The organism is Microbulbifer sp. YPW1 (genome assembly GCF_013367775.1).
In the GTDB taxonomy this organism is placed as follows: domain Bacteria; phylum Pseudomonadota; class Gammaproteobacteria; order Pseudomonadales; family Cellvibrionaceae; genus Microbulbifer.
The window spans coordinates 472072-495264 of the sequence record NZ_CP055157.1 but is presented as its reverse complement, the minus strand read 5'-3'; the positions used below and the strand labels follow the sequence as shown (position 1 = coordinate 495264).

At 60.3% G+C, this 23193-nt stretch carries 21 protein-coding genes, 2 tRNA genes and 1 riboswitch; of the genes, 18 read left to right on the top strand and 5 right to left on the bottom strand.

Annotated features, from left to right (window positions below; genetic code table 11):
- Positions 1-6 precede the first annotated feature (6 nt).
- The 6 genes from narJ to HUW35_RS02145 all read left to right on the top strand — a co-directional run bounded on the left by narJ (position 7) and on the right by HUW35_RS02145 (position 4806).
- A complete protein-coding gene (gene narJ, locus HUW35_RS02170) occupies positions 7-735 on the top strand; it encodes a nitrate reductase molybdenum cofactor assembly chaperone (protein WP_181254071.1) in 729 nt (242 codons plus the stop codon).
- A 9-nt stretch (positions 736-744) separates the two neighbouring features.
- Entirely contained in the window at positions 745-1440 is a 696-nt protein-coding gene (gene narI, locus HUW35_RS02165) for a respiratory nitrate reductase subunit gamma (RefSeq protein ID WP_181254070.1), read from the top strand.
- A 15-nt stretch (positions 1441-1455) separates the two neighbouring features.
- Entirely contained in the window at positions 1456-2295 is an 840-nt protein-coding gene (locus HUW35_RS02160) for a peptidylprolyl isomerase (RefSeq protein WP_181254069.1), read from the top strand.
- Between the two features lie 86 nt (positions 2296-2381).
- Complete coding sequence (locus HUW35_RS02155) at positions 2382-2867, top strand: SCP2 domain-containing protein (RefSeq protein WP_181254068.1); 486 nt, start codon at positions 2382-2384, stop codon at positions 2865-2867.
- 40 nt (positions 2868-2907) lie between these two features.
- Positions 2908-3903, top strand: coding sequence for a peptidase U32 family protein (locus HUW35_RS02150; protein ID WP_181254067.1), 996 nt, complete (start codon positions 2908-2910; stop codon positions 3901-3903).
- Positions 3904-3912: 9 nt separating this feature from the next.
- Positions 3913-4806: a U32 family peptidase gene (locus HUW35_RS02145; protein ID WP_181254066.1), complete on the top strand. Its 894-nt coding sequence runs from the start codon at positions 3913-3915 to the stop codon at positions 4804-4806.
- A 102-nt stretch (positions 4807-4908) separates the two neighbouring features.
- Here HUW35_RS02145 and HUW35_RS02140 read toward each other — a convergent pair whose 3' ends face one another.
- The 5 genes from HUW35_RS02140 to HUW35_RS02120 form a co-directional block, all read right to left on the bottom strand.
- Positions 4909-5529, bottom strand: a complete 621-nt coding sequence (locus HUW35_RS02140) for an anaerobic ribonucleoside-triphosphate reductase activating protein (protein WP_181254065.1) — start codon at positions 5527-5529, stop codon at positions 4909-4911.
- Between the two features lie 59 nt (positions 5530-5588).
- Entirely contained in the window at positions 5589-5759 is a 171-nt protein-coding gene (gene nrdD / locus HUW35_RS02135) for an anaerobic ribonucleoside-triphosphate reductase (RefSeq protein WP_181254064.1), read from the bottom strand.
- Positions 5749-7869, bottom strand: coding sequence for a ribonucleoside triphosphate reductase (locus HUW35_RS02130; protein WP_181254063.1), 2121 nt, complete (start codon positions 7867-7869; stop codon positions 5749-5751). Before HUW35_RS02130 ends, nrdD begins: the two co-directional genes overlap by 11 nt.
- Positions 7870-8026: 157 nt before the next feature.
- Complete coding sequence (locus HUW35_RS02125) at positions 8027-9817, bottom strand: bifunctional protein-serine/threonine kinase/phosphatase (protein WP_181254062.1); 1791 nt, start codon at positions 9815-9817, stop codon at positions 8027-8029.
- A 55-nt stretch (positions 9818-9872) separates the two neighbouring features.
- A complete protein-coding gene (locus tag HUW35_RS02120) occupies positions 9873-11348 on the bottom strand; it encodes a NarK family nitrate/nitrite MFS transporter (RefSeq protein ID WP_181254061.1) in 1476 nt (491 codons plus the stop codon).
- 324 nt (positions 11349-11672) lie between these two features.
- On the opposite strand from HUW35_RS02120, the gene HUW35_RS02115 reads away from it, so the two are divergent.
- The 12 genes from HUW35_RS02115 to infB all read left to right on the top strand — a co-directional run bounded on the left by HUW35_RS02115 (position 11673) and on the right by infB (position 23084).
- On the top strand, positions 11673-12944 hold the full coding sequence (locus tag HUW35_RS02115; protein WP_181254060.1) for a nitrate/nitrite transporter: 1272 nt from the start codon (positions 11673-11675) through the stop codon (positions 12942-12944).
- Positions 12945-13095: 151 nt separating this feature from the next.
- Entirely contained in the window at positions 13096-14325 is a 1230-nt protein-coding gene (locus HUW35_RS02110; RefSeq protein ID WP_181254059.1) for an alginate export family protein, read from the top strand.
- Positions 14326-14423: 98 nt separating this feature from the next.
- Positions 14424-14565: riboswitch (molybdenum cofactor riboswitch) on the top strand.
- Positions 14554-15531, top strand: a complete 978-nt coding sequence (moaA, locus tag HUW35_RS02105) for a GTP 3',8-cyclase MoaA (RefSeq protein ID WP_181254058.1) — start codon at positions 14554-14556, stop codon at positions 15529-15531. (Overlaps the previous riboswitch by 12 nt.)
- 47 nt (positions 15532-15578) lie before the next feature.
- The gene (moaB, locus tag HUW35_RS02100) at positions 15579-16121 is read left to right on the top strand and encodes a molybdenum cofactor biosynthesis protein B (RefSeq protein ID WP_181254057.1); all 543 of its coding nucleotides are present in this window, start codon (positions 15579-15581) and stop codon (positions 16119-16121) included.
- 4 nt (positions 16122-16125) lie between these two features.
- Positions 16126-16617 (top strand): cyclic pyranopterin monophosphate synthase MoaC, encoded by a 492-nt coding sequence (gene moaC, locus HUW35_RS02095; RefSeq protein WP_181254056.1) that lies wholly within the window; start codon positions 16126-16128, stop codon positions 16615-16617.
- Positions 16610-16855 (top strand): molybdopterin converting factor subunit 1, encoded by a 246-nt coding sequence (moaD, locus tag HUW35_RS02090; RefSeq protein WP_181254055.1) that lies wholly within the window; start codon positions 16610-16612, stop codon positions 16853-16855. The genes moaC and moaD overlap by 8 nt, the downstream gene beginning before the upstream one ends.
- A gap of 6 nt (positions 16856-16861) precedes the next feature.
- Positions 16862-17314: a molybdopterin synthase catalytic subunit MoaE gene (gene moaE, locus HUW35_RS02085; RefSeq protein ID WP_181254054.1), complete on the top strand. Its 453-nt coding sequence runs from the start codon at positions 16862-16864 to the stop codon at positions 17312-17314.
- A gap of 302 nt (positions 17315-17616) precedes the next feature.
- Positions 17617-17693 (top strand) — tRNA-Met (locus tag HUW35_RS02080).
- A gap of 51 nt (positions 17694-17744) precedes the next feature.
- Positions 17745-17821: transfer RNA gene (locus tag HUW35_RS02075), tRNA-Met, on the top strand.
- 235 nt (positions 17822-18056) lie between these two features.
- Positions 18057-18530, top strand: a complete 474-nt coding sequence (gene rimP / locus HUW35_RS02070) for a ribosome maturation factor RimP (protein WP_181254053.1) — start codon at positions 18057-18059, stop codon at positions 18528-18530.
- A gap of 91 nt (positions 18531-18621) precedes the next feature.
- A complete protein-coding gene (gene nusA, locus HUW35_RS02065) occupies positions 18622-20124 on the top strand; it encodes a transcription termination factor NusA (RefSeq protein ID WP_181254052.1) in 1503 nt (500 codons plus the stop codon).
- Positions 20125-20264: 140 nt separating this feature from the next.
- Positions 20265-23084 (top strand): translation initiation factor IF-2, encoded by a 2820-nt coding sequence (gene infB / locus HUW35_RS02060; RefSeq protein WP_181254051.1) that lies wholly within the window; start codon positions 20265-20267, stop codon positions 23082-23084.
- The last annotated feature ends 109 nt before the right edge of the window (positions 23085-23193 follow it).

The following is a 23193-nucleotide window of genomic DNA, read 5'->3' as shown; positions in this document are numbered from 1 at the left end:
CAGTCCATGAAAACCCTACAGTTGATATCCCGTCTGCTGGACTACCCGGACGAGGCACTGGTCGAGCATCTGCCGGAGCTCACGTTTTTCATTGCGGAGTCCAAAGACCTGACGCCGGCCATGCGCGACAAACTGCTGTGCTTTGTCGCGCACTACGAGTGCCGCGACCCGCTCGACTGGCAGAGCGAATACGACGGCCTGTTTGAACGCGGCCGCGCAGTGTCGCTGCACATTTTCGAGCATATCTACGGCGAGTCCCGCGATCGCGGCCAGGCCATGGTGGAGTTGCTCAAGCAGTACCGCAGTGCCGGCCTTGAACTCACCGAACGGGAGCTGCCGGACTACCTGCCCACCTACCTTGAGTTCTGCGCCACCCAGGAGGAGGGCGCGCGCGAATGGCTCGAAGATATCTCGCACATTCTCGCCCTGCTGGCCGCGCGCCTGCGCGACAAGGAGTCCATGTATGCGGAGCTGCTTGATGCACTGGTGGATTTCACCGGTGTCGAGGTGGACCGCGAGGGCCTTGCACAACAGGTGGCCAAAGAAGAGCGCGACGATACCCCGGAGGCGCTGGACAAGATCTGGGAAGAGGAGGCCGTGAGCTTCTCTGCCGCCCAGGGCAGCGCCTGTGAACAGAGTGTGCAGCGCCCCAGCGCGACGCAGTTCAAGGACGACAAGTCCATCACCTGGGTCGATGCGGGCAATCAAACTGCCGGAAAAACCGGTGACGCTTAGGAGTAAACGATGAATTACATCAATACACTGTTTTTCGGAATCTATCCGTTTATCGCGCTCACGGTTTTTCTGGTGGGCAGCCTGATTCGCTACGATCGGGATCAGTACACCTGGCGCACCGGCTCCAGCCAGCTGCTGGAAAAGAAAAAACTGCGGGTGGGCAGCTACCTGTTCCACATCGGTGTGCTGGCCATTCTCGCCGGCCACTTTGTCGGGCTGCTGACCCCCAAGGCAGTGTGGCACATGCTGGGTGTTGAGGCATCCACCAAGCAGGCGCTGGCCATGGGTGCCGGCGGACTGTTCGGGATCATCTGTTTTATCGGCATGACGATCCTGTTGCACCGCCGCCTCACCAATCCGCGGGTGCGTGCCACTTCCTCTCGCATGGATATCGCCATCCTGTTGATGCTGTATGTACAGCTGATCCTCGGCCTGTTGAGCATCTTTGTATCTGCCGGACATATGGACGGTGCGGAAATGCTGAAGCTGATGACCTGGGCGCAGTCCATTGTCACGCTCAACGGTGCCGAGGCCGCGGCCGCCATCAGCGAAGTGCACATCATCTACAAGCTGCATGTGTTCCTGGGGCTGACCCTGTTCCTGGTATTCCCGTTTAGCCGCCTGGTGCATGTATGGAGCGTGCCGGTGCAGTACTTCCGCCGCAACTACCAGGTGGTACGCGCGAAAAATACCAGCATCCTGTAACAGGGGGAGATTGTCATGAGCGCACTTTTGGCGAGCGATGCAAGCGACCAGTTGTTTATCGGCCCGGTACAGGTCAACGGCCGGACTATTCCGGACGACATGATCTACGCCGAGATGCAGTATCACCCCGCGGCCACGCCGCGGGAGGCCATCTACGCAGCGGCGCGGTCGCTGGTGCTGGCCGAGCTGTTGCGGGAACGCGCCAGTGACTGCGGCCTGTGCGACAGCGATGCTGACACCGGCAGTGAGGACTTTGATCGCGCGGTCGACGCATTGCTCGAGCGCGAAGTGCCGCAGCTGCAGCCCACCCGCGAACAGCGTTACGACTACTTCGTCGAAAACCGGCACAAGTTCACCTCGCAGCCGCTGGCGGAAGTGCGCCATATCCTGCTTGCAGTAAAACCGGACGATGACGGGGCGAGCGAGCGCCAACAGAAGGTGGCCGAAGCACTACTGGAGCAAGTACGCAACGCACCGGATCCGCTGCTGCAGTTTGCGCAACTGGCGCGCCAGCATTCCGACTGCTCCTCCCGCGACGCCGACGGCAGCCTCGGCCAGGTTGGCCCCGGCGATACCGTGGCGCCGTTCGAGCAGGCCGTGTTCGCCGGTAGCACCGGCCTGGTTGAACAGCTGGTGTCCACCAAATACGGCTGGCATTTGATCTACGTGGAGCACCTGGAGCAGGGGCGGCCGCTGGATTTTTCCTATGTGGAGGAAAAAATCGGTGACTACCTGCAAGAAAAACTGCGTCGCAAAATGATCAACGTGTTCCTCACCGATCTGGTTTGCGCGGCGGATATCAGCGGCATCGATATGCTCGAGGTGGAACAGAAATCGGAAGACCGCGAAGGGTGAGCGCACTCGGTGAATAAGAAAACCCGATAGGAAATACCGCAGCCGGTTTTTCTCATCACCCTATTACCGACCGGCATGGAGGGGAAATGCTAGCGGTCAATCAAACACTCTCACGTATGGGCTACCGGCTCGGCTGCAAGGTCCTGCCGCGGTTGCCCCGTTGGCCGGGGGAAGTCGCGTTTATCCGGCTGCTCAATCGACAGCTCAATGAGGAGTTGGAGGACGGCCTGTTCGACTTTCTCGACAATCAGATACTGGAAGTTACTGTTACCGACCTGGGTATCCAGCTGCGCGTCAGCAAACGCGGCGAGCACTTCGTACGCGCGCCCGCGGGAGTGCCCGCAGACGCGACCATCGCCGCCAACAGCGCGGACTTTCTCGCCATAGCCTGCGGCAGTGAAGACCCGGACACGCTGTTCTTCCAGCGCCGCTTATCGCTCGGCGGACAGACCGAAATCGGCCTCACGGTAAAAAACCGTCTGGACGCCCTGGATCGCAATCGCATCCCCCGATGGGCCCAGCGCGGGCTGGAAATCATCGCCGCGCAACTGGCGGCCGCAACCGTTAACTGATTTTGAATCACTCGTTTGGAATAACAATTTTGGAATAGCAATGGAACTTGTATGCCCGGCCGGTAGCCTGCCTGCACTGGAAGCTGCCGTGGATAACGGCGCGGATGCGGTGTATATCGGTTTTAACGACGAAACCAACGCGCGCAATTTCGGCGGTCTCAACTTCAACGACAAAAATGCACTGCGCGCACTGGAGCGGATTCGCAACCGCGGCCGCAAGCTGTTCGTCGCCATCAATACCTACGCCAAGCCCAGCAGCTTCACCCGCTGGCAGGCAGCGGTGGATCGCGCGGCCGGGCTCAATGCCGACGCCGTGATCCTCGCGGATATCGGTCTGATGGGGTACGCGCGGGACAAGCATCCGCAACTGTCCCTGCACCTGTCGGTACAGGCCTCCGCCACCAGTGCACCGGCGCTGGAATTCTACCGCCAGCAATTCGGTATCCGCCGCGCGGTGCTGCCGCGGGTGCTGTCACTCAAGCAGGTACAGCAACTGGCGGCGGCGAGTCAGGTGGAGCTGGAGGTGTTCGGTTTCGGCAGTCTGTGCATCATGGCGGAAGGGCGCTGTCACCTGAGTTCCTATGTCACCGGCGAATCCCCCAACCAGAACGGCGTCTGCTCACCGGCCAAAGCGGTGGAATGGCGCACTACCGGGCATACCCTGGAAACACGCCTCAATGGCGTGCTGATCGATCGCTTCGCCGAACACGAAAACGCCGGCTACCCGACCCTGTGCAAGGGCCGTTTTATGGTGGACGGCAAGCGCCAGCACGCGCTCGAGGAACCCACCAGCCTGAACAGCATGGCACTGTTGCCCGAACTCAAGGCCGCCGGTATCCAGGCCATCAAACTGGAGGGCCGCCAGCGCAGCCCCGCGTATGTGGCACAGGTAGTGCGCACCTGGCGCGAGGCGATCGACGCGGCGCTGCAACAGGGCGCGGATTTCTCGGTAAAACAAAGCTGGCGCGAAACGCTGGCGAAGAATTCCGAAGGCAAGCAAACCACTCTGGGCGCTTACGATCGCCCCTGGCAGTAGAGGATACCCATGCAGCTCGCTCTGGGACCGGCGCAATACTATTGGCCGCGCACCGATATCAATCAATTCTACGAACAGATGCTGTCCACCCCGCTGGATATCATCTACCTGGGCGAAGTGGTGTGCGGCAAGCGCCACCAGTTGCGCGCCGCCGATTGGCTGGAACTGGCACAGCAACTGGCGGAGGTTTCCGACAAGCAGATAGTGCTGTCCACACTCACGTTGCTGGAGTCCAGGGCGGACTTCAACTGGGTCAGGAAAATCTGTGACAACGGCAAACTGCTGGTGGAGGCCAACGACCTGTCGGCGGTACAGCTACTGGCGGAAGCCGGCCTGCCATTTACCTGCGGCCCGGCGGTGAATATCTACAACCAGCACGCGCTGGCGCACCTGATGTCGCTGGGTATGGTGCGCTGGACGGCACCGGTGGAACTGAGCGGGCAACAACTGGCAGAAGTGCTGCACGCCTGCGACAACAAACCAGAAGTGGAGGTGTTTGCCTACGGCCATATGCCGCTGGCCTATTCCGCGCGCTGCTTCACCGCCCGCCACCTCGGCCTGGACAAGGACAACTGCGATTACCGCTGCATGGAATACCCGCACGGCCTGCCGCTGGATTCCCAGGACGGCGACGAACTGTTCGTGATCAACGGCATCCAGACCCTGTCCGGGGAACCGACAAACCTGCTGCGCCATTACAAACAGTTGTGCGATCTCGGCGTGGATATCCTGCGCCTGTCGCCGCAGTGGCAGCAGATGGAGCAGATCATCGACGCCTTCGACCGCGCCCGCCGCGACGAGCCGGATACGGAGCTTTTGCCGCCCGGCGTTGACGGTTACTGGTGCGGGCGCCCCGGCCTGGAATTGATCGCCCGTAGTAGCGCTGAGACACCGGATAGGTAAATAGCATAATTGCCTTACGCCGTTGCTTTATCAACACCGAGCTTCAATCAGTGTGCGATTTTACTTTCGCGCAAGTTAATGATTATCTGTGCTCTCAAATTTTTATTGCTGAAGCTCGGGGTCCAGCGCGTTATCGGTATTGCACTTTTGCACAATGAGCCCGGTGATGCCGAGCGCGGCGAGTCTCTCGTGTATTGCTGCCAGCTCGCCGTCGCTGGTGAGCTGCGGGTGGCGGGTGAGGCGAACCTGTAGGGGAATGCCGGCCTCGGTCAGTAGTGCGGCGCTCTGCCAGGGCGCGGTACCGCTGCCGGGCACGCGCGTGATCGCATCGTAGTTTTCCGGCAGCGCCTTGATATCCAGTCCCACCCAGTCCAGGTGCGGTAGCAGCCGCGCGAGCCGCCGCGGGTACATACCGGCGGTGTGCAGGCCCACTTTGAATCCCATCGCCTTTACATCCTGCACCGCATCTTCCAGCGCGCCTTGCGCGGTGGGCTCGCCACCGGAAAATACTACTGCGTCGAGCAATCCGCGGCGGGTCTGCAGGTGTTGCAGCAGCTGTTGCCACTCGTATTGGGTGTCTGCCTGTGCCGGCAGCAGTCCGCCGTTGTGGCAGTAGCGGCAGCGCCAGGGGCAGCCCTGGCAGAACACGACGGCTGACAGGGCGCCGGGGAAGTCGATGGCGGTAAACGGGGTGAAGCCGCCTACCCGTAGGGTTTTATCCATGTGGTATCGGGTGTTGCACGGGTTGTGGCGGCGCCGGCGTAGACGGCGCCGCGGTCGGGTTAGCGCTGGTTTGTGGTGTTCTGCGCGGGTACGAAGAAGCGTCGATCGCGGTGTTCCGACTGCTTGCCGGCGTTCCAGAAGTTCACCGGGCGGTGGTAGCCCATCACGCGGCTCCAGACTTCGCAGGGGGTGCGTTCTTCATCGGTGATTACAACGGTTTCAGTTTGCATGGCTGTTCTCCTGTTGGTGGTTTTCCATGAGTGCTTCTTTGTTGGTTCTTTCACTGCAGGCGCGCTTGCGCGCGATCAGTTCCTCGTCACAGCGCGGGCAGAACTGGTGTTCGCCACTGAGGTAGCCGTGAGTCGGGCAGATGGAGAAGGTCGGGGTGACGGTGATGTACGGCAGGCGGAAGTTGGCCAGCGCGCGGTGCACCAGCTCGCGGCAGCTGTTTGCATCGGGCAGCTGTTCGCCCAGGTACAGGTGCAGCACCGTGCCGCCGGTATACAGGGATTGCAGGGATTCCTGGCGCGACAGTGCCTCGAACGGGTCGTCGGTAAACCCAACCGGCAGTTGTGACGAGTTGGTGTAGTAGGGCGCTTCCTCACAGCCCGCCTGCAGAATATCCGGGAAGCGCTTGCGGTCCTCGCGCGCAAAGCGGTAGGTGGTGCCCTCGGCCGGGGTGGCTTCGAGGTTATACAGGTGGCCGGTTTCTTCCTGGAACTCGGTCATGCGCGCGCGGATATGTTGCAACAGTCGCTCGGCCATCTGGTGGCCGTTTGCACTGGTGATATCTTCGCGGTCGCCGCTGAAGTTGCGGATCATCTCGTTGATGCCGTTGACGCCGATGGTGGAGAAGTGATTGCGCAGGGTGCCCAGGTAGCGCTTGCTGTAGGGGAAAAGCCCGGTATCCATATGCCGCTGGATCACCTTGCGCTTTACCTCGAGGGAGTCGCGCGCGAGTTCCAGCAGGCGGTCGAGGCTCATCATCAAGCCGGCTTCGTCGCCGCGGTGCAGGTAGCCGAGGCGCGCGCAGTTGACAGTTACCACGCCCAGGGAGCCGGTCTGCTCGGCGGAACCGAACAGGCCGTTGCCGCGCTTCAACAGTTCGCGCAGGTCCAGCTGCAGGCGGCAGCACATGGAGCGGACCATGTTGGGGCTCATGTCGGAATTGATGAAGTTCTGGAAATAGGGCAGGCCGTAGCGCGCGGTCATGGCGAACAGGCGTTCGGCATTTTCACTGTGCCAGGGAAAGTCCTCGGTGATGTTGTAGGTGGGGATGGGGAAGGTAAACACGCGGCCGCGGGCATCCCCCTCGGTCATCACTTCGATATAGGCGCGGTTGATCAGGTCCATTTCCTGTTGCAGTTCGCCGTAGGTAAATGGCATTTCCTCCCCGGCGATCACCGGGACCTGTTCGCGCAGGTCTTCCGGGCACACCCAGTCAAAGGTGAGGTTGGTAAACGGCGTTTGCGTGCCCCAGCGGGACGGCACATTGAGGTTGAAGATCAGTTCCTGAATACACTGGCGCACCTCGCGGTAGCTGAGCCCATCCTTGCGGATAAACGGGGCCATGTAGGTATCGAAGGAACTGAAGGCCTGGGCCCCGGCCCACTCGTTTTGCAGGGTGCCGAGAAAATTCACAATCTGGCCGATGGCGCTGGACAGGTGCGCGGGCGGTCCGGACTCGACCTTGCCGGGGATGCCGTTGAGGCCCTCCTGCAACAGTGTGCGCAGAGACCAGCCGGCGCAGTAGCCGGACAGCATGTCGAGGTCGTGGATATGCAGGTCGCCCTCGCGGTGGGCGGCACCGATTTCCGGGCTGTAGACGTGGTTGAGCCAGTAGTTGGCGATCATCTTGCCGGCGCTGTTCAGGATCAGCCCGCCCAGGGAATAGCCCTGGTTGGCGTTCGCCGCCACACGCCAGTCCTCCCGCTGCAGGTATTCGTCGATGGAGCTGGTCACGTCGACCAGGGTGTGGCGATCTTCGCGAAGTTGCTGGTGACGGCTGCGGTAAGCGATGTAGCCGCGCGCGGTATCCAGGTGGTTATTGCTGATCAGTACCTGCTCGACAATATTCTGGATGTCTTCAATATCCACCGCCACGCTGCCGTCGTAACGGTGTTCGATGACTTTGCGCACCTGTGCGGTGAGCAGGTGCGCCTCCGCCTCTGCGTATGCCCCGGCTGCGCGCCCCGCTCGCAACAGCGCGCGGTAAATGCGGCGGGCGTCGAAGGGCAGGGTACGGCCGTCGCGTTTGTATACGAGCAGCGCCGTGCCCGGTTGCGGGCTGGGGTCTTCGATGGGGGACTGCGGGGGGCGGGTTGCGTGCGTGGTCGTCATGGGGCCTCCTTTCTTGTTGTGCGTCAGGTTAGCCTTTGCGCGGAGTGCTCACTTGATCTCGGTCACTATATGTAGTGTTTTTAAATTTGTTTAAATCTACATATGGTGTTTTTGACGCCTGTTTACTGGAGTTGGCTGCTGGAGCTGGTTACCGGGCCTAGTTGCTGGAAAAAAGCGCAATCACCGACAGCAGGGTCATCGCCCACAGGCCGCACAGCAGCTTCCAGAATAAAGAGGCGTTGTGCGCGTCGCGGTCGGCGGGATCGTCGCGCAGGTACATGGGGTTGGGCGTGCCGAGGTCGTGCACGAATGCGTCGAGGCTGTGGTAGCGCTGCTCCAGGTCGATGGCGCAGCCGCGCTCCAGGGTGCGGTCAAACCAGATCGGGATCACCGGGTTGAACTGGCCGGCGGCGCGGTAGCGCAGTTGCTCGTAATCGGCGCGCGCGCGGCATTCGTTGATCTCTTCACCGTACGGCAGCTCGCCGGTAAACATTTCATAGGCGATGGTGGCCAGCGCGTAGATGTCGCCCTGGATGCCGGTGTTGTGGCCGAGAATGTAGTGAGGGTCGGAGTAGGAGGCGGTACCCAGTGCCCCCGGGTGTTGCAATGGGCGGAACACTTCCGCGGAGCCGGCGACGTATACCGAACCGAAGTCGATAATTTTCACGCGGCCGGAGCCGTCGAGCATGATGTTGGCCGGCTTCAGGTCCTGGTGAATGGTTTCCTGTTCGTGAAATGCGCGCAGGCCCTCGGCAATCTCGCGCACGATGCGGAACGCCTCGGCGGGCTTGGGGAAATGATTGCGGGTGATCCAGGATTCCAGCGTGCAGCCTTCAACATATTCCATCAGGTAGTAGAGCGCGGTGCGCTGGCGGTTCTGCCGGTGAATGCGCACCACGCGATCGCTTTGGACACGCAGGCCAATCCACTCTTCCTGTACGAAACGGTCGATATAGTGAATGTCGTCCTCGTAATTCACGGACGGGGTTTTCATCACCAGGGTTTCGCCACTGACAGTATCGCGCACCAGGTACAGCTGGCTGCGCTGGGAGGAAAACAGTTCGCGCTCCACTTTGTAGCCGTCGAGGATCATGCCCGGTTCCAGCGACGGCGGGAACGGCAGGCGCGTGAGCTGGTGACTGTATTCATCGAGGGTGGTGGCGGGCAGTGCGGTCACTTCCACCACCACGGCGGTGAGGTTGTCGTCGCTGCCGTTCTCTTCGGCGTAGCGCACCAGCGTCTCGGCTTTTTGCTGCGGGGTCAGGTCGTCGCTGCGCAGGACTTCCATGGTGGTTATTTTCGGCACGAAGTCGTGCACGCCGTCGCTGGTCAGCAGGAGCTGGTCCCTCAGGGCCAGATCCACGCGCCCGTAATCCACCTGCAGCCCGGTATCCATGCCCAGTGCGCGCGCCAGTATGCGCCGGCGGTGACCCAGGGTGACGGTGTGATCGCGGGTCAGGCAATCCAGTTTATCCCCGCGCAGTAATTGGATACGGCTGTCGCCGACGTGGAAGAAATGTCCCGTGCGGGATTTGAACACCAGTGCGGAAAAGGTGCACAGGTAGCCTTTTTCTTCCTGGGCGAATTCGTGGCTCTTGCGATACAGCTTGCTGTTGATGGAGGCCAGCACCTTCTGCCCGGCACGCGCTGCGGACCAGGTATCCGGCGCGCGGTAGTAGTCGCTGACAAACTGCTCGGTGGCGGTACTGCTGGCGAGTGCGCCGGCTTCTGCGGAACTGACACCGTCCGCGACCGCGGCGACGGCACCGAGATATTTCTGCAGGTGCGGATCGGCGGGCCAGTGGAACACCGCCGCGTCCTCGTTCTGCGGCTTGATACCGGCGCGGCTGCAACAGCCCGCTCGCAGCTCGAGCTGCTGCGAGTGGGCTGTTGCTGTTTTACCGGGTGCGATATCGGTTGCATGTGCTGGATCAGTTTTCACGGTCATTCGCTGTTCCCGGTGTTTTTGTTGCTCCGTGGTTGCTCCCTGCATGGGGCGAGCGCTATTCGACGCTGATCAGCTGCACGCTGCCATCGGGCAGTACTTCCGCGATTTGTCCCTTGGGTTCATCGAGGAAGGCACAGGCGAAAAATACCAGCCCGGCAGAGGCGGCAATGATCAGGAAGAAGGTGCTGTAGTCGACAAAGGACAGCGCGGTCAGGTAGGTCACTGCGCCCACGTTGCCGTAGGCACCGGCCATACCGGCGATCTGCCCGGTCATGCGGCGCTTGACCAGCGGCACCACCGCGAACACCGCACCTTCACCGGCCTGTACGAAGAAGGAGCAGGCCATGGTGGCGAGCACCGCGGCAGAGATCCACCAGCCGCTGGTGATCTGGCTCAGCACCAGGTAACCCAGGGCCAGGCCGCCGATCAGGAACATCAGGCTGCGGCGACGTCCCATCTTGTCACTGAAGTGGCCGCCGGTGGGGCGCGATACCAGGTTCATAAAGGCGAAGCCGGAAGCCAGCAGGCCCGCCTGCACCGCGCTCAGTCCGTCGAAGGTTTCGAGGAAAAACAGCGGCAGCATGGATACCACTGCCAGCTCTGAACCGAAGGTGACAAAGTAGGCCAGGTCGAGGATGGCCACCTGCTTGAAATTGTATTTCTCCAGCTCCGGCACACCTTCCTGCAGGTGTTCCTTGTTGACGTGCCAGATCTGGCGGGTCTGCACCGCGAACAGTACCACCAGCAGTCCCCACATCAGGTAGGTGGTGTCCCAGGTCAGCAGCTGCACACCGGCCGGTGACAGTTTGTAAGCCAGTGCCGCCAGCGCCAGGTACATGGGAATGTTCATCAACAGGTAGAAGTACAGATCTTTCTTGCTGGTGACTTCCAGACCACCGGTTTTTTTCGGTTTGAAGTAGGTGGAGCCCTTAGGTGTGTTGCGCGCAACGCGGTAGTAGAAGAGACCGTACAGGCCGGCGATGACGCCGGTGATGCCCAGCGCGTAACGCCAGCCATCTTCACCGCCGAACATCAGCGCGATGGTGGGCAGGGTCATGGCCCCGGCGGCGGAACCAAAGTTGCCCCAGCCGCCGTAAATACCTTCCGCCAGCCCCACCTGCTTCGCCGGGAACCACTCGCCCACCATGCGAATGCCGATCACGAAGCCGGCGCCGACAAACCCGAGCAGGAAGCGGAACAGGGCGAGGGATTCATAGGTGTCGGCGGTGGCGAAGCCGAGACAGATCCCGGAAGAAATGATCAGCAGCGCACTGTACACCGAGCGCGGCCCGAACTTGTCCACCATCATGCCGATGATGATCCGCGCCGGGATCGTCAGTGCCACGTTGAGAATCAGCAGCGCCTTGACCTGCTGGCTGCTGAGATCGAATGCTTCCTTGATAAAGACCATCAGAGGCGCGTGGCTGAACCACACCACGAAACTCAGGAAGAAAGCGAACCAGGTGATGTGCAGTGTTTTTATTTTCGGATCACCCCAATCGAAAAGATTGAGGCCGCTGGGTGTACTCATGGCAAATCCTCTGTACTGAGTGGTTGCGTGTCAACAGGGGTTACCGCACATGTTAAAAGGGCCCGGTTAACTGGAAAGCGGACAATAGTGGTAGTCGGGGGCATAAGAATTTTTCCGAAGGTGTGTAACTACTCCTTCTGGATAGCGAATGCTTGACGGAAAAATTACGTATTTATTGGGATGCGCAATTAGTTTCTACCACCAAAGAGGTAGGGAATTTTGCGCAGCGGATGTGATGGATTAATTGGGGGTAAACCCTGTGGAGAATCGCCGCCAGCGGCGGCGCCTACGTACAATAGAGGGTCGGTTAAACAGGAAGAAACCATGCAATACACTGACAAACTCGCCAGCCGCGCATTGATGACGGCCACCGCGATGTTCGCCGCAAATTTTTCCGTGTGGACCCTGTATGCGGTGCTGGGGGTTTCCATCGGTGATCAGTTGCGGCTTTCCGCCACCGAGTTTGGCGTGTTGCTGGCGGCGCCCATGCTGAGTGGTGCGCTGCTGAGGTTTCCGTTGGGATTGCTGGTTGAAAGGTTCTCGGCAAAAAAACTGATTGTGCTGCAGATGATTCTGGTGGTGCCGATACTGGTGCTGCTGCCGCACATTCGCAGTTACAGCGGCTATTTGCTGGCGGGGCTGTGGCTGGGGATTTCCGGGACTTCGTTCGTGGCCGGCATCCGCTATATCAGCCCCTGGTTTGAAGGGCGGCAGCAGGGGACGGCGATGGGGATTTTCGGTGCCGGCAATGCCGGTGCGGCAATTACCCTGGCGCTGTCACCGGCGATTGAAAACTGGTTGGGGCAGGACATGATCGGGCCGCTCTACGGCGCCGGCCTGTTTGTTATGGCGATCCTGTTTGCCCTGACGGCGCCGGAAGAGACCCGCTACATGCGCAGCCGGCGCCGCACGGAGTTCGATTTTCACCTGCGCCCGCTGCGGGAGCTGCGCGTATGGCGCTTCGGCCTCTATTACTATTTCGTGTTTGGCAGTTTTCTCGCGCTGCTGTTGTGGCTGCCGCAGTACTACCTGGATGTGTACGGCGTTTCCACCCAGAAAGCCATGGCGTTGACGCTGCTGTTTGTGGCGGTGTCCAGCAGCGTGCGTGCCCTGGGCGGGTGGTTTGCAGATCGCTACGGCGCGCGTGCGGTCAACTGGAGCGTCTTCTGGACGTGTCTGGTGTGTCTGTTCTTTCTCAGTTATCCCCCCACCAGCATGACGATTCACGGTGTGGCGCGCGACGTGCACCTGAACATCGAGGTGGGTATCGAGTTGTTCACCCTGTTGATCCTGGTTATCGGTATTGCCCAGGGGTTCGGGCGCGCGGCCGTGTACAAGATCGTTTACGACAAGTACCCGCAACATATGGGAAGCGTCGGCGGCACCGTGGCCACAATCGGCGCGCTCGGCGGTTTCAGTCTCCCCGTCTTGTTTGGTATGGCCCAGGACATTGTGGGTATCCACAGTGCGGCGTTTATGTTGCTGTACGGTGTGCTGGCCGTATGCATGCTGGTGATGTACCTGACGGTGCAACGGGAGCGGGTCCAGCAGAGAGTGCAGTTTGCCGAACAGCACAACTTCCTGCTCGATGAATAGACCTGTTTTGCGCTACCAATTTGGGATTATTGCAACGAGTTGGCAGGTGGTAGCGGCGCCGGTGCGGTACACCATTTGGGTAATTTCTGTGAGCGGGGAAGCGGTGTAGGTTGCGTACAACCACTTCATAACGGTCGCAGAGGAACAGCGAATGAACTCCCGTACACTTCCCCGTCCTGGTAAATTCCCCCGTCTTGTTGGCATGACATTGCTGGGTGCTGTGAGCGCAGTAGCACTGCAGGCGCAGGCCGCCGATGACAACAGCGCGCCAACGTTGCTCGATGCGCTGCAGAGCGGCAAGGCCAGCGTCAGCCTGCGGTACCGCCTGGAAAACGTCGATCAGGAAAACTTCGATGAAGATGCCAACGCATCCACATTGAAGACCCGCCTGAGCTGGGATAGCGGAAATTATCGCGGCTTCACCGCGGGTATCGAGATGGATAACGTCACCGCGACCGGTGACGAAGATTACAACTCCACGGTGAACGGCAATGGCTCCTACCCGGTGGTGGCCGATCCGGTGGGTACCGAAGTCAATCAGGCCTACCTGAAATACGCTGCGGGGGATTACTCGGCGACCGTCGGGCGCCAGCGTATCAACCTCGGCGACCAGCGTTTTGTCGGCGGCGTCGGCTGGCGCCAGAACGAGCAGACCTACGACGGTTACCGCTTCCAGTACGGTGCTGCCGAATCCCTGCGCATCGATTACAGCTATGTGTACAACGTCAATCGCATCTTTGGTGAGGACAGTGCCAAGGGTGACCTGCGTGGCGATATCCAGTTGTTCAATGCCAGCTACCCGGTGACCAAAGGACACGAGTTTGCCCTATATCTGCTGGATCTCGATCTGGCGAACGCCGTCGATGCCTCCAGTCGCACCCTGGGGCTCACCTATACCGGCGACTTCGGCCCGCTCAAGGCGCGCTTGGGCTACGCCCGCCAGGGCGAGAGTGGCGACAGCTCCCTGAACTACAGCGCGCCCTACTATCTGGCCGAAGTGTCCGGCGCGCTGGGGCCGGTCAATGCCAAGCTGGGTCATGAGGTATTGGGTAGTGACAACGGCGTCGGCTTTACCACCCCGCTGGCGACCCTGCACAAATTCCAGGGGTTCGCTGACCAGTTCCTGGCGACACCGGGGGACGGCGTTGAGGACAGCTACCTGGGTGCTTCTGCCAAAGTGTTCGGTGGCAATCTGGGGGTGACTTATCACAAGTTCGCCGCTGCAGAGAGCGCTGCCAACTGGGGTGACGAGTGGGATCTCAGTTACGGCCGGCCGATCAATGACACACTGGCGGCGCTGGTGAAATACGCGGTCTACAGCGCCGACGAGCACGGTGTCGATACCAACAAGCTGTGGCTGCAGCTGACCGCCAAATTCTGAGTCGGGGGGCGGTTCTGAATTGGGGCAGAGGAGTGCATCGCATCCAGAGGGAGTACCACCTTTGCCCCAAGCAAAATTCTCCCGTGCTGTTACTCTGCCCGGAGTTTAAACACCGAGTTTCCACGCCTAAGCGCATTGCGTAGGGCGCGGAAACCGTGGCCGGAAATGCTCCGGCCACCAGGGTTGGCCGGGAAATCGGCCGGCCTCCCGACTTAGGAAAGGCGTTTAATGTTACAAGACAGTTTCGGGCGCAGGTTTTATTACCTGCGTCTTTCCGTGACCGACATCTGCAACTTCCGCTGCAACTACTGCCTGCCGGACGGCTACCAGTGCGGCGAGTCGATTGCGCAGGAGAATCCGCTTAGCGTTGCAGAGGTGGGCACGGTGGTACGCGCCTTTGCCGCACTCGGTACCGAAAAGGTACGCCTTACCGGCGGCGAGCCGTCGCTGCGCAAAGATCTGCCAGCGCTGATCGAGACCGCCAAAAATACCGATGGCATTCGCCGCGTCGCCATCACCACCAATGGCTACAAGCTTCCCTCTGAAATCGACGCCTGGCAGCGCGCCGGGCTCGATCAGCTCAATGTCAGTATTGATAGCCTCGACCCGCACCAGTTCCGCGCGATTACCGGCCACGACAAGCTGGAGAAAATCCTGCGCGGTATCGACCGCGCGCTGGCGCTGGATATTCCCACCAAGGTCAATGCGGTTCTGCTGCGCGAGCACAATCTCGCCGAGTTCAATCAATTTCTCGACTGGGTCAGGGGAACGCCGGTGAGCCTGCGCTTTATCGAGCTGATGCGCACTGGCGACAACCGCGACTTTTTTGCCAGTAACCACGTGGCCGGCAGTGATATTGAAAACCTGCTGCTGCGCAGTGGCTGGACACCGGTGGTGCGAAGCCGGGACGCGGGGCCGGCAAAAGAGTTTTCCCATCCGGACTACGCCGGCCGTATCGGCCTGATCATGCCTTACAGCAAAGATTTTTGTGCCAGCTGCAATCGTCTGCGCATGTCTGCCCAGGGCGCGCTGCACCTGTGCCTGTTTGCGGAGCAGGGCATAGCGCTGCGCGACACCATTGCCAGCGGTGATAACCTGGCGCTGGCGGAGCAGATCCGCGCGGCGGTGTGCGGCAAACATGTCAGTCACCAGCTGGCCAGCGGCTTTACCGGTGCCACCCGCAACCTGGCAATGCTGGGTGGGTGATCGATTTTCTGGTTTTTTCTGAATCTGACTGAACGGAAGAATGCATTATGGCTGGACACGCAGTACAAACCTTCGAGCCTCTCAATATCGCGGTGTTGACCGTATCCGACACCCGCACCGAAGAGAACGATACCTCGGGCCAGTACCTGGCCGAAGCGCTACAGGCCGCCGGGCACAAGCTCGCGGACAAGTGCATCCTGCCCGATGACATCTACCTGATGCGGGCGGCGGTGTCCCAGTGGATCGCCGACGAAAGCGTCCAGGCGGTACTGGTCACCGGTGGCACCGGCTTTACCGATCGCGACTCCACTCCGGAAGCGTTGCAGCCACTGTTCGACAAGACCGTGGAAGGATTCGGTGAGTTGTTCCGACAGGTTTCCTTTGCCGATATCGGCAGCTCCACCGTGCAGTCGCGGGCACTGGCCGGGTTGGCCAATCACACCCTGATCTGCTGTATGCCCGGTTCCACCGGCGCCTGTCGCACCGGCTGGGAAGGCATCCTGCTGGAGCAGTTGGACTCACGCCATCGCCCGTGCAATTTCATCCCGCATATCCGCCCGGCACAGCCGGCCTGCGAATCCCGGGGGTAACGGGATGAGCCGGTTGACCCATCTCAACGAGCGCGGCGAAGCGAACATGGTCGACGTCACGGACAAATCCGTGAGCGAGCGCAGCGCCCGCGCCGAGAGTGCGGTGCGCATGAGCGCCGAGGCATTCGCGCTGCTGGTGGACGGCAGTAACAAGAAGGGCGATGCGCTGGCGGTGGCGCGTATCGCCGGAATACAGGCGGCCAAGAAAACCGCGGACCTGATTCCCCTGTGTCATCCGCTGGCGCTGACCAAAGTGGAAGTGGACTTTGAGTTGCTGGCTGATGCCCGCACGGTACGCGTTCGCAGCTACTGCCGCCTGGCCGGGCGCACTGGCGTGGAAATGGAGGCGTTGACTGCCGCGTCAGTGGCGGCACTGACCATTTACGATATGTGCAAGGCGGTAGACCCGGCAATGATCATCGGCCCCACACGCCTGCTGGAAAAGTCTGGCGGTAAACGGGGCCACTGGCAGACGGAGGAGGTAACCCATGGTTAAGGTTCTGTTTTTTGCCGGCCTGCGCGAGCGCCTGGGCACCGCCGAGCATCGCCTGGAAGATTTCTCCGGCAGCGTTACCGAGCTGCGCGACCATCTGGGGGCGTTGTTCCCGGAATGGCAGGCGTCCCTGCAAGCGGCCGATATACAGGCGGCAGTGAACCAGGAGATGGCTGCGCCAACAACCCGGGTTGGCGATGGTGATGAGGTCGCGTTTTTCCCGCCGGTCACCGGAGGGTGAGCCGCTGTGGATTTTATTGAAGTGCGCACGGCTCCGCTCGCCGTGGCCGATGAATATGCAGCGCTGCGCGCAGATAACCGCAGTGACGGCGCCGGTGCCATGTTTGTCGGCTCGGTGCGCGATTTCAATGCCGGCGCGGGCGTCAGTGGCCTGGCTCTGGAACACTACCCGGGTATGACGGAAAGAAGCCTGCAGCGGATCGTCAGTGACGCGCGAGCGCGCTGGGCGCTCGGGCGGGTGCGCCTGCTGCACCGCGTTGGCCCCATGGCAGTGGAGGAGGATATCGTGTTCGTGGGGGTGACCAGTCCCCACCGCGAGGCGGCGTTCGCGGCTTGTCACTACATCATGGATCGCCTCAAGACGGAGGCACCATTCTGGAAGCTGGAGTCCGGGGAAGCGGGTGTCGGCTGGGTTGCCGCGCGGGACAGCGACAGGGAGGCCCTGCAGAAGTGGCGCTGACTACCGGGCCGCAGAGTGAGAATTCATTCTATTTTTGCCGTCGGCTCTGTGTTTCCGTGAAATTGGCGCAAATCAACTCCACGCACCCGTCGTCTTTCTTCTTATAATGAAACTCGCCGCCGGTAGCGCGGTGCTCTCATCGGTATTGGGCACCGATGTGAGAAACCGATGTGAGAATTAGTGCCAAAAGTGGCTTGACTCCCTAAGGTCTCACCCATAGAATGCGCAGCCTCTTGAGCGGTCGGGGCAACCCGCCGCAGGAAGTCGAACATCTTACCAGGGGTCGACTTTCAGGGTGTAGGTGCGGGGTGGAGCAGCCTGGTAGCTCGTCGGGCTCATAACCCGAAGGTCGTAGGTTCAAATCCTGCCCCCGCTACCAATTTCCATTTATACTGGATGTGTATGTGGTATCCCCTCAGGTGTGTGTTGTTGCGGGGTGGAGCAGCCTGGTAGCTCGTCGGGCTCATAACCCGAAGGTCGTAGGTTCAAATCCTGCCCCCGCTACCAAATTTTGTGGTTACATACTTGGTATGTGACTACGCAGTAAAAGCCCCTGTTAGGGGCTTTTTCGTATCTGCGGCAAACAGGTTTGGCCTGGTTTGCCATCCGAATGGGCCGGGAGTCGGCGCCGCGGTTTCTCATTCGGACCGTGGGGTCAGCTTCGCTGCCCATTTTTCGTTTTTGCAACGTGCAGACGCCGTTGCACATCTGCCCCGGCGGTTCGCCGGGCCAAAGTGGTGATATGGCAAGCAAGCGCGAACTTTTGGAAGAGCTTCTGGCTCCGGTGGTTGAATCACTGGATTGCGAGCTGTGGGGGATCGATTATCAGACCCACGGCCGCAACGCCCTGCTGCGGATCTACATTGATGCCGAGCGCGGTATCTCCGTGGAGGACTGTGAAAAGGTCAGCCGCCAGGTCAGTGCCGTGATGGACGTGGAAGATCCGATCAGCAGCAAGTACACCCTGGAAGTATCTTCCCCGGGGATGGATCGACCGCTGTACAAGCTTGAACAGTATCAGCGTTTTATCGGCGCCCAGGTTGAATTGCGCTTGCGCATGCCGCTGGACGGTCAGCGCAAATGGCGCGGCCTGCTGGCCGGTGTCGAGGGCGATGAAGTGGTCCTGCGTATCGATAGCGAAAACGAGTATCTGCTGCCGATCGACAGTATCGAGAGAGCGAATATCGTTCCGCAGTTCGAGAGTGGAAAGAAGTAAGGGCAATGCAGAAGTACCCGGTAGTGCTGTAAAGCAGTATCTGCCGAAGCATTGAATAGTCAGCACGTAGCGTTTTTGAAGAGGCAGCTGCATGAACAAAGAGATCTTGCTGGTAGCCGAGGCGGTTTCCAACGAGAAAGGCGTTGACCGGGATATTATTTTCCAGGCAATCGAGGCGGCCCTCGCAACGGCCACCAAGAAGCGCTACGACGAAGATTCCACCATCGAGGTGATCATCGACCGCCGCAGCGGTGACTACGAAACTTTCCGTAGCTGGGAAGTGGTAGACGATGACACGCTGGCGGAGCTGGGTACCCAGTTCACGCTGGAAGAAGCCCACGAGAAAGACACCGAGCTGAAAGCTGGTGATGTCTACCGTGAGCAGGTGGAAAACGTCGAGTTCGGTCGTATTGCTGCGCAGACTGCCAAACAGGTGATCGTGCAGAAGGTACGTGAAGCCGAGCGCGCCAAAATCGTTGATGAATACCGTGACCGTGTCGGTGAGCTGGTCAGCGGTACCGTGAAGAAAGTGACCCGCGACTTTATCGCTGTGGATCTGGGCAACAACGCCGAAGCGCGTCTGCCTCGTGACCAGCTGGTAGGTCGTGAGATTTTCCGTCTCGGTGACCGTGTACGCGCAATCCTGCTGGAAATCGAGCCGGAAGCCCGTGGGCCGCAGCTGAAACTGAGCCGCTCCTGCCCGGAGATGCTGATCGAGCTGTTCCGCATTGAAGTGCCGGAGATTTCCGAACAGGTGATCGAGATTAAGGGTGCCGCCCGCGATCCCGGTCTGCGCGCCAAGATTGCAGTCAACACCAACGACGGTCGTATCGATCCGGTCGGTGCCTGTGTTGGCATGCGCGGTGCACGTGTTCAGGCGGTTTCCAACGAGCTGTCCGGCGAGCGCGTCGACATCGTACTGTGGGACGACAACCCCGCTCAGTTCGTCATCAATGCCATGGCGCCTGCGGAAATCGAGTCCATCGTGGTGGACGAAGATGCTGGTTCCATGGACGTGGCGGTTGCCGAGGAAAACCTGGCAATGGCGATTGGTCGCAGTGGCCAGAACGTGCGCCTTGCTTCCGAGCTGACCCAGTGGCAGATCAACGTGATGAGCGTGGACGACTGGCAGGCCAAGCAGGAAGCCGAATCCGGCAGCATCATGGAAACCTTCATGGAGCGTCTGGATATCGACGAAGACGTGGCTGGCGTTCTGGTAGACGAAGGCTTCACCTCCCTTGAGGAAGTGGCCTACGTACCGCTGGAAGAAATGCTGGGTATCGAAGGCTTCGACGAGGAAATCGCCGAAGAACTGCGCGCCCGCGCCAAAGACGCCCTGCTGACCCAGGCGCTGGCGTCTGAAGAAGAGCTGGATGCGTCCGAGCCGCAGGAAGACCTGCTGAACATGGAAGGCATGGATCGCCAGCTGGCGTTCCAGCTGGCCAGCCGTGGTGTAGCTTCCATGGAAGATCTGGCAGAGCAGGCCGTGGACGACCTGCTGGACATTGAAGGTATGGACCAAGAACGCGCTGCCGCGCTGATCATGAAAGCTCGCGAGCCCTGGTTCGCCGACGACAGTGATCAAGAGGCTTAATGCCCGAGCGCCGGGCGAGAGCCCGGCCCTGCGCACAGCTATGATGTGCGCGTCCCGAATTGCCTGCCAAAGCAGGCTAAGGGTGGAGCAGTAAAATGAATTGATGCTGCTCCGCCACAAGCGACTTTTTAGGAGAGAGAATGGCCGAAGTAACAGTTAGCGAACTCGCCAAATCGGTTGGTGCCACCGAAGAGCGTCTGCTCAAGCAGATGCAGGAAGCGGGTTTGCCCCACACTTCAGCAGATGCGCCCGTATCCGCAGAAGAGAAGCAGGTCCTGCTCAACTTCCTTAAAAGTAGTCACGGGGAGCAAGCAGCTGCACCCAAAAAGATTACCCTCAAGCGCAAAACCACCACGACGCTCAAGACCGGATCTGGCACCGGCCGCAAGACCGTCAATGTGGAAGTGCGCAAGAAGCGCACTTACGTGAAGCGCGCTGAAACCGAAGAGCAGGAAGCTGAGCTGGATACTTCTGCGCTGCAGAAGGCGGAAGAAGAGCTGGCAGCAGCGGAAAAGGCAGCTGCTGAGCGCGCCCGCGCAGAGCAGGAAGCCGCTGAGGCAGAAGCCAAAGCGAAGGCTGAAGAAGAAGCCAAGGCCAAGCAGGAAGCCGAAGCGGCTGCCAAAGCCGAAGCGGAAGCCAAGGCTGCGGAAGAGGCTGCGGCCCAGCCCGAGAAAGCCGAAGAGCCTGTTGAAGCCAAGCCTGAGCCGAAGCCGGAAGCGAAGCCTGCGCCCAAGCCTGAGCCTGCCCCCATCCGTTCCAGCTATGTCGATGACATCGAAGCCATGCGTATTGCCGCCATGGAGCGCCGTAAGAAAGAAAACGAGCGTGAAGCGGCCGAGCTGGAAGAGAAAAAAGCCCGCGTAGAAGCGGAGCGTGCACGCCTTGAGCAAGAACAGAAAGACCGTGCCGAGAAAGCCAAGCAGGCGCCCGCTGCAGACACCACTGCCGGTGCCGGTGCCGCGGCCAAGCCTTCCTTGCGCCGTAAGCAGGAAGCGACTACTGAAGACCGCGATGACGACGAGCCGCGCAAGCGCCGCAGCCGTCGCGGTAAGAGTGGCCCCAAGAAGTCGAGCAAGACTTCTCTGTACGATGCTGCGCTGGAAGCCTTCGAAACCGAGGACGAGAAACGCAGCACCCGCTCCCTGTCTCGCCCGACGCTGAAAGTAAAGAACACACACGGCTTCAAGAAGCCGACAGGAAAGCAAGTGTACGAAGTACAACTGGGCGAGACGATCACCGTCGGCGAGCTCGCCAAGCAGTTGAATATCAAAGCCGGTGAGCTGATCAAGCGTCTGATGAAAATGGGCGAAATGGTCACCATTAACCAGAGCCTGGATCGCGACACCGCGAGCCTGATCGTCGAAGAGATGGGCCACAAAGTGGTTCTGCGCTCTGAAAACGAGCTGGAAGAGAAGCTCGTTGCCCAGTCTCAGGATGTGGAAGGCGAAGAAGTCAGCCGCGCGCCGGTTGTTACCGTTATGGGTCACGTCGACCACGGTAAAACCTCGCTGCTCGACTACATCCGTAAAACCAAGGTGGCCTCCGGTGAAGCCGGCGGCATTACCCAGCACATCGGTGCCTACCGGGTAAAAACCAGCCAGGGCGAGATCGCCTTCCTGGATACCCCGGGACACGCGGCGTTCACCGCCATGCGCGCCCGCGGTGCCAAGGCGACCGACGTGGTTATCCTGGTAGTGGCCGCGGACGACGGCGTCATGCCGCAGACCGAAGAGGCCGTTGCCCACTCCAAAGCGGCGGGCGTACCGCTGGTTGTCGCCATCAACAAGTGCGACAAGGAATCGGCGGACCCGGATCGTGTGAAGAACGAGCTGGCAGCCAAAGACGTGATCCCGGAAGACTGGGGCGGCGACACTCAGTTTATCGAAGTGTCTGCGCATACCGGCCAGGGCATCGACGAGCTGTTGGAAGCGGTTTCCCTGCAGTCCGAAATGCTGGAGCTGAAGGCCAAGGTAAGCGTACCGGCCAGTGGTGTTGTGATCGAATCCCGCCTGGAAAAAGGCCGCGGTGTTGTCGCTACCCTGCTGGTTCAGAACGGCGAGCTGAAGCGCGGCGATATCGTGCTGGCGGGCCAGAGCTACGGCCGTGTTCGCGCCATGACCAACGAGCTGGGCAAATCCGTGAAGGAAGCTGGCCCCTCCACTCCGGTAGAGCTGCTGGGTCTCGACACCACGCCGAATGCCGGTGATGAGTTCCTGGTCGTTGCCGACGAGCGCAAGGCCCGTGAAGTGGCCGAGCAGCGCGCCGACAAAGAACGTCGCGAGCGCATGCAGCGCCAGCAGGCGGCCAAGCTGGAAAACATGTTTGCGGACATGGAAGCTGGCGAGAAGAAAGTATTGCCGGTTGTGATCAAGGCGGACGTGCGCGGCTCTCTGGAAGCCATCCTGTCTGCACTGGCGGAAATCGGCAACGAGGAAGTTTCGGTCAATGTGGTTTCCAGCGGTGTCGGCGGTATCGCCGAGAACGACATCAACCTGGCGTTGACCTCCGGCGCTATTGTTATCGGCTTCAATACGCGTGCCGACGTGGCTGCGCGTAAACTGGCCGAGACCGAAAGCGTTGAAATCCGTTACTACAGCGTGATCTACAACCTGCTGGACGAAGTGAAGCAGGCCCTGTCCGGCATGCTGGATCCGGAGCTGCGCGAAGAGATTGTCGGTATCGCCCAGGTGCGCGACGTGTTCCGTTCGCCGAAGTTCGGTGCGATTGCCGGCTGTATGGTTACCGAAGGTACCGTACACCGCAACAAGCCGATCCGCGTACTGCGCGACAACGTGGTGATCTACCAGGGCGAACTGGAATCCCTGCGTCGCTTCAAAGACGACGTGCAGGAAGTTCGCAACGGTATGGAATGTGGTATCGGCGTTAAAGACTACAATGACGTCAAAGCCGGCGACCAGATCGAGGTCTACGATATCGTCAAGGTAGCCCGCGAACTGTAATAGCCCGTTGCCCCGGCACAGTCCGGGGCGCTGATTTGTTCGCCTGCAGGCAGGTTCCTACAACAATAGTTGAAGGGGCCTGGCTACAGGCGAACCGCCATTCTGGATA